7 protein-coding genes are annotated in these 6,884 nt (G+C 48.7%); 5 read left to right on the top strand and 2 right to left on the bottom strand.

Going from position 1 to position 6,884, the window contains the following annotated elements:
* The first annotated feature begins 2 nt into the window (after positions 1 to 2).
* The 5 genes from uxuA to LLF78_03360 all read left to right on the top strand — a co-directional run bounded on the left by uxuA (position 3) and on the right by LLF78_03360 (position 5,036).
* On the top strand, positions 3 to 1,037 hold the full coding sequence (uxuA, locus tag LLF78_03340) for a mannonate dehydratase (GenBank protein ID MCE5201532.1): 1,035 nt from the start codon (positions 3 to 5) through the stop codon (positions 1,035 to 1,037).
* Positions 1,038 to 1,050: 13 nt separating this feature from the next.
* Positions 1,051 to 2,052, top strand: a complete 1,002-nt coding sequence (gene yiaK / locus LLF78_03345; GenBank protein MCE5201533.1) for a 3-dehydro-L-gulonate 2-dehydrogenase — start codon at positions 1,051 to 1,053, stop codon at positions 2,050 to 2,052.
* An 80-nt stretch (positions 2,053 to 2,132) separates the two neighbouring features.
* Positions 2,133 to 3,131, top strand: coding sequence for a TRAP transporter substrate-binding protein (locus tag LLF78_03350; protein ID MCE5201534.1), 999 nt, complete (start codon positions 2,133 to 2,135; stop codon positions 3,129 to 3,131).
* Between the two features lie 138 nt (positions 3,132 to 3,269).
* Entirely contained in the window at positions 3,270 to 3,752 is a 483-nt protein-coding gene (locus LLF78_03355; GenBank protein ID MCE5201535.1) for a TRAP transporter small permease, read from the top strand.
* A 3-nt stretch (positions 3,753 to 3,755) separates the two neighbouring features.
* The gene (locus tag LLF78_03360; protein ID MCE5201536.1) at positions 3,756 to 5,036 is read left to right on the top strand and encodes a TRAP transporter large permease; all 1,281 of its coding nucleotides are present in this window, start codon (positions 3,756 to 3,758) and stop codon (positions 5,034 to 5,036) included.
* 63 nt (positions 5,037 to 5,099) lie between these two features.
* On the opposite strand, the gene LLF78_03365 is transcribed toward LLF78_03360, so the two are convergent.
* Together LLF78_03365 and LLF78_03370 are read right to left on the bottom strand one after the other, a co-directional pair.
* Positions 5,100 to 6,065, bottom strand: a complete 966-nt coding sequence (locus tag LLF78_03365) for an SWIM zinc finger family protein (GenBank protein MCE5201537.1) — start codon at positions 6,063 to 6,065, stop codon at positions 5,100 to 5,102.
* Positions 6,065 to 6,884 (bottom strand): DEAD/DEAH box helicase (locus LLF78_03370; GenBank protein ID MCE5201538.1); only part of this gene is annotated, 820 nt, incomplete at its 5' end. The genes LLF78_03370 and LLF78_03365, both read right to left, overlap by 1 nt.

The following is a 6,884-nucleotide window of genomic DNA, read 5'->3' on the forward strand; positions in this document are numbered from 1 at the left end:
TGATGATAATTACCTTTCGTTGGTATGGGACCGATGACACGATAAAACTTGAAGACATCAGACAGATACCTGTCGTGAAAGGTATCGTCAGTGCGATCTATGATATTCCGGTTGGTGAAATCTGGCCTCTTGAAAGGCTGGTCGCCCTGCGGGACGAAATAGAGGCAAAAGGGCTCAGGTTTTCAGTTATCGAGAGTATTCCGGTTCATGAAGACATAAAGCTGGGCAGACCTTCTGCCGTGAAACTGACTGAAAATTACTGTGAAAGCATAAGAAATATGGGAGCGGCCGGGATCCAGACACTCTGTTACAATTTTATGCCTGTTTTTGACTGGACAAGATCGAATATGTCATTTGGGCTTGAAGATGGCTCGAATGCGCTTGGTTATGACGACATGGAAGTTCTGTCTACGGATCTTTCAAACGGGACAAAAGACCTGCCGGGCTGGAGCGCCTCGTACAGCGCCAAAGAACTGAAGTACCTTTTTGACGCTTATAAGGAACTTTCGTCTGATGGACTTTGGGAGAACCTGGAGGCTTTTATTAAAAAAATCGCTCCTGTTGCGGAGGAAGCCGGAATCAAGATGGGGATACATCCTGATGATCCGCCTTGGCCGATATTCGGACTGCCCCGAATAATTACTGATGAAACAGCGCTGGACCGTTTGATAAAAATATATGACAGCCCGGCCAACGGGCTTACTTTATGCACCGGTTCCCTCGGGGCAAGTCGCGGAAACGATATGGTCAGACTGGCGGATAAATATGCAAATATGGACAGGATCACCTTTGCACACATTCGCAACATTAAAATCACAGGAGAAGGACAGTTCCATGAAACAGCTCACAACACCGAAAGCGGCAGTCTTGATATACTTGGGATAATGAAAGCACTTAAAAACGCTGGATTTTCAGGCCCTATCCGTCCCGACCACGGGCGCATGATATGGGGTGAGAGAGGCAAGCCTGGATATGGTCTTTTTGACAGAGCACTCGGAGCGATGTATCTGGCCGGACTTTGGGAAGGCCTTAAATAGGGGGGGTATCAGAATGCGAGTACCATACAGTGAAATGGCAGGACTGTTTAAAGATATTCTGATAAAACACGGATTCCCTGCCGCCAAGGCGGAAAGAGCGGCTGTGATGTTTACAGATAACAGCTGTGACGGGGTATATTCACACGGACTGAACCGTTTTCCGAGATTTATATCATATGTCAGGGAAGGACATGTCGACCCAAATGTTGAGCCGACACAAGAGGGTTCATTTGGAGCAATTGAACGGTGGAATGGCAACCTTGGTGTCGGCTGTACGAACGCAGCAGCTGGAATGGACAGGGCGATGGAGCTTGCTTCAATGTATGGCATAGGCTGTGTGGCAATGAGAAATACCAACCACTGGATGCGGGGCGGATCCTACGGCCTTCAGGCCGCACGTGCCGGTTATATAGGGATCTGTTGGACAAATACGACGGTAAATGTTCCTGCATGGGGCGCCAGGACTTGTAATGTCGGCAACAATCCGCTGGTGATGGCATTCCCGTGGAAAGAAGCGCATCTGTTGATTGACGGGGCGCTGGCTCAGTACTCTTATGGCGCGCTTGAGGGCTATAAGATGGCTGGCAAACAGCTCCCATTCCCGGGCGGATATGACAGAGACGGGAAGCTGACCTGTGATCCCGGCGCTATACTTGATACGGGTAGAGTATTACCGATAGGATTCTGGAAGGGATCGGGCTATTCATTTCTGCTTGACGCCATAGGAGCGGCTCTCTCAAAAGGCAATACGGTTCCGGATATCGGGCGTCTTGGTGAAGAGATAGGGCTTACACAGGTGTTTATCTCTTTTGACATTGAAAAGATATCCGGTCGTGAATATGTTTACGAAATGGCGGAAAAACTGATCGAGGATTTTAAGGCAGCCGAACCTGCCGACCCGGGTGTGCCGTTCCTTTACCCGGGAGAAAAAGAGGCATTGACGAGAAAAGAAAACCTTGAACTAGGCATACCGGTCAACGAAGAGATCTGGAAAGATCTGCTGAAAGAAAGGTAAGAGAGAGCCAAGGGTTTCAAACAGAGACAAATCGTTTCTGTTAACACAAGTAATCCATAAGGGGAAGGAGCAATAATATTATGAAGAAATTAACTACACTGTTCATCGTTATCGTTCTCGCTCTCGCAGTAGTAATCCCGGCACACGCAGCGCCGCTGAAGCTTATTGCCGCGCATAACCAGACATCGCTTGAAAACCCTTATCAGTATGGTATGGTTAAATTTAAGCAGGCAGTAGAGAAAATTTCAAAAGGAGAAATCATCGTAGATGTACACGCAGGGACGATCGGAACAAATGAAGATGAGCTCGTAGAAAAACTGAAGCTCGGAGCAGCCGACATCGTGGTCGCGTCACCCGGATTCATGACTAAGATAGGGATCCCCGAAGTCGACATGTTTTCGCTCCTTTATCTATTCAAAGGATTTAAGCACTGGGAAAAGGCTGTTGACGGTGAAGCAGGTGCAATGCTTGCAAAAATAATCAACGAAAAATCAAACAACACATTCCGGATCGCGTCGTACTGGTCGGCAGGCGTCCGTAACTACTACGGCAAAAAACCAATCTTCAAGGTTTCGGATCTCAAGGGGATGAAGATTCGCACACAGATGTCGGGTGTTGTTGCCGACTTCTGGAAGCAGACTGGTGCGATCCCGACCCAGGTGGCATGGGGTGAACTTTATCAGGCTCTCCAGCAGGGCATTGTTGATGCTGCTGAAAACGACTACACAAATTTCAGCCTTCTTGACCACCACAAGACAGCCAACGGCAAGTTTATAACAGAGACCGAGCATGACTACACCACGCGCCTTGTCCTGATGAACGGCAAGAAGTGGGACAAATTGACAGACCAGCAGAAGAAGTGGATAACAGAAGCTCTCAAGCAGGCAACTGCAGAGGAGCGTAAGGTAACCTATGCGGGACTCGCGAAGTCAAAGGCTAAAGTTATTGCAGACGGAGCCAAAGTCAACACCATTGACAAGGCGCCCCTGATCGCGATAGCAGTTCCTATCCAGGATAAGCTTGCTCAATCTTTAAAGATGGAGGATCTTCTTAAAAAGATCCGCGACGCAGGCAAATAAAACCCGGCAGATAAATTAAAACATCTGCTGTAAAATCAACAACAGCAGTATCGGGTATGCTGAAGTGTTCTCCGTACCTATAGGTGCGGAGAACACTTCTTACAATAAAAATAAAAAAGTTTAAAGGGGAGGAATATCGTGAAAAAATTTGTAAATACGATACTCCGTATTCAGGAAGCATTAGGCACAGTTCTGCTGTCCATATTTTTTATTGCGATCCTCATTCAGATCTGTGCCAGATATCTTTCTATATCTCTGCTCTGGACAGAGGAAATTGCAAACTTCTCATTTATATGGGCCGTTTTCATGGGCGCATCCGCCATGGTTTATTGGAAATCTCATTTCTGTTTCACATTCTTTAAGGATAGATTCAAAGGAAAACAGGGAGCTAAATATGACATTTTTATCTCTGTGATAATGCTCGGCTTCACTCTGCCAATGTTATTCTATGGGATAATAATCGCGAAAGAATTCTGGAACTATAACTGGATAAGTCTTACGTGGGTCAAAATGGGCTATACGTGGCTTTGTCTGCCTATAGCGGGCGGGACTATGTCTCTTTATTGTCTTTATCATATAGCCGAAGATATACAGACCCTGAGTGGAAGGGTGGCTGAATAACCCATGTACATGCTGATCATCGGACTGTTTGTACTGCTTATATTCCTCGGCGTGCCGATCGCATTCGTTATCGGGATGATATCTCTGATCGGTATCGCAACTATACCATTTGTACCGAATCTTACCGTGTTCATGAAGATGTTTTATGGGCTGAACTCATTTGTTCTGTTGGCGATCCCTCTCTTTATTCTGGCTGCCAACCTTATGAATCACGGACAGATCACTAAAATGCTCGTCGAATTCTGCATAGCGCTGGTCGGGAATGTCCGAGGCGGACTGGCTCACGCGAATATTCTCGTATCGATGATATTTGCGGGTGTATCGGGTTCTTCTCAGGCGGACACCGCAGGTGTAGGTAAAATGCTGATACCTGCAATGATAGAAACAGGCTATGACAAAGAAACGTCTGTCGGTGTCACGGCCGCGTCCTCTACCATAGGCGTCATCATTCCGCCAAGTATCCCGATGGTCGTCTACTCGGGGCTGACAAACGCCTCGGTTGCGGCGCTCTTTATGGGAGGTATGATCCCGGGGATCCTGGTCGGTTTTTCAATGATGCTTATAGTTGCGGTAATAAGCAGACGCAGGAACTTCCCTGTTTACGAAAGGGCAAACCGTAGTCAGGTCTGGTCCCTTTTCAAAAAATCATTCCCCGCGCTTCTGACACCGGTGATAATAATCGGAGGCATCAGCACAGGATGGTACACTCCAACTGAAGCTGCGGCATTCGCCTCCATCTATGCTATGATAATCAGCCTTTTCTTATACAAGACCCTTAAGATGAGGGACATGCCGGGCATACTCAAGGAGACGCTTAAACTGAGCTCGCTATCGCTGATCGCCCTTGCTACGGCAAGTGCCCTTGGTGAGCTGCTGGGATACTATAAAGTTTCGGAGCATGTCGCGTTATTCTTCTCCTCTTACATCAGCAGTCCATATGTATTTATGCTCGTGATAATAGCTTTCTTTCTCTTCATCGGGACTTTTATGGACGCAATACCCGCGATGATCCTCTTCATCCCGGTTGTCCTTCCCATTGCGGTGCGTCTGGGTATTACGCCGATACATCTGGGGATCGTTACTGTGATGACACTTGCCGTCGGACTGGTTACGCCTCCCTACGGGTTATGCCTGCTTATTGCAAGCTCTATTGCGGATCTGTCGATTGAGAGATCACTTAGGGGAGTTCTGCCCTATATCACGGCGCTTATGGTGATTCTGTTTTTGGTGGCAATGATCCCTTCAATAGCGTTCTATCTTCCGCACATCCTTGGTTTGATCTGACATGCTGACATTCAATGTGGTGCGGCTTCGGCCGTGCCGCATTGAATTCGATAATTTATGACCCTACAGCAGCTTTTTGGGCCTTCCTACAGGAAGGCGTTTTTCGCCGGTGAGTATCTCTGTAGCCAGGGCCGAAGCACGCTCGTAGTATGGGCTGAGCGATTGTCTGAAAGGATGCTCTCCGCGCCAGAATGGGAATTCGTTCAGTACTTCAAGGGCAGCTATTCTGCGCCGGCCTTCCTCTTCAGTATATGAAAAGGTTGGCATATTTCCGCTGTACCAGCTCCTGTCCAGGGGAAGGTCTTCCTGCTTTGTACCGGGATATCCGCCGTTTTCCGATATGTCAGCGCCGCCGCTTATTACCGGCAGGTCATCCATACCGTTCCATTCATTGTCTGCCGCTTCATATAAATCCATATCTTCGCTATTATCGGTAGATTCCATCGTCAGCAGGCCGATCAGCACGTTTTTATCAATGCCGCGCAGCTTCAGGAGCAGGAACGGGTCGTCGTCAAAGACTTCGCCAAGCAGGAAAAGGACAGCGACGATATGCTTGCATGGTGTAGCGTCATCCGGGCAGGTGCATTTGAACCTTCGGACGGCACTTTTATTTGGGAAGAGAGGAATGCCTGCTTCTTTGAACACGTCCACCATCTCTTCCGGCATCTCGCCGGCCAGGAGTTGCGCGGCAAAAGAAGCCCTCTCCCTGAAACGGAACAGCAGTATTTCTCTTGCCTCGTCAGAGACAGTTTCAAAGCCTAGTTTTATTTGGTAGGGTTTTTTTCTCGTGCCCTGTACTGAAGCTGAAACAAGTCCCGGTTCTATCTCAATGTCTACGACCTGTCCTTTGCGAGCGTAGCTCTTGCCGCGGGTAAGACGCCCTGTGTCTATGAATTCTTCGAGTATCTCCATCCAGCGGCCGGACCACCAGTTTGAGCGGTGAGACCTGCCTCTTAAAGTGCGGGATTTTATTCCTCCGCGAGTAGCCCTCGGTTTCTTGTATTCCCATTTATGCCGGCGGTCAGGCATTATTTTATGTCCTCCACGGATTCGTAATCAAGCGCGAACAGTTCATGCAGGTCTTCTTTAGAGAGCTCTGTCAGCCAGCTCTCTCCTGTGCTGACGACAGCGTCCGCGACTTGCCTCTTTGATTCTATAAGCGATTCGATCCTTTCTTCAAGTGTGCCCCTGCAGCAGAAATAGTGGACCTGCACGCTGCTTTTCTGTCCTATTCTGTATGCGCGGTCGACAGCCTGCTGTTCTACGGCGGGATTCCACCAGCGGTCAAACATTATGACGTGGTTTGCCCCGGTAAGGTTTAGTCCCGTCCCCCCGGCTTTAAGTGAGAGGACGAAGAAAGGAGGCGGATTTTCGGATTCCTGGAAGCGCCGTACCATCTCATCCCGTTTTTCGCGCGGTACGCCGCCATGCAGGAAGAGGACTTCACGCCCGAAATTTTCCTGAAGGAATTTTTTAAGCATTGTCCCCATCTCTGCATATTGTGTGAATATCAACGTCCTGTCCCCTGCTTCAAGCATTTCTTCAGCCAGTTCAACAAGGCGCACAAATTTGCCCGAGCGGCCCTCAAGAGGCGAGTTGTCCTTGAGATAAAGTGCCGGGTGGTCGCATATCTGTTTAAGCGATGTTATAGCAGCAAGCACCATTCCTTTGCGCTTTATGCCTTCCGCTTCTGCAATGCCCTCATCGAGACTGCTCAGCACCGCACTGTAGAGGGTCGCCTGTTCGCGGCTCAGGGGACAGAAGACCTCAGACTCTATTTTATCCGGCAGGTCGCTTATAATAGCCTTGTCTGTCTTCAGACGGCGCAGTATGAACGGTCCGGTGATG

Source organism: Synergistaceae bacterium (assembly GCA_021372895.1).
In the GTDB taxonomy this organism is placed as follows: Bacteria; Synergistota; Synergistia; order Synergistales; family Synergistaceae; genus JAJFTP01.

Excerpts from the sequence above, each read along its gene's own strand:
- uxuA (MCE5201532.1), top strand. The coding sequence starts at position 3 with ATGATAATTACCTTTCGTTGGTATGGGACCGATGACACGATAAAACTT.
- yiaK (MCE5201533.1), top strand. The coding sequence starts at position 1,051 with ATGCGAGTACCATACAGTGAAATGGCAGGACTGTTTAAAGATATTCTG.
- LLF78_03350 (MCE5201534.1), top strand. The coding sequence starts at position 2,133 with ATGAAGAAATTAACTACACTGTTCATCGTTATCGTTCTCGCTCTCGCA.
- LLF78_03360 (MCE5201536.1), top strand. The coding sequence starts at position 3,756 with ATGTACATGCTGATCATCGGACTGTTTGTACTGCTTATATTCCTCGGC.
- LLF78_03365 (MCE5201537.1), bottom strand. The coding sequence starts at position 6,065 with ATGCCTGACCGCCGGCATAAATGGGAATACAAGAAACCGAGGGCTACT.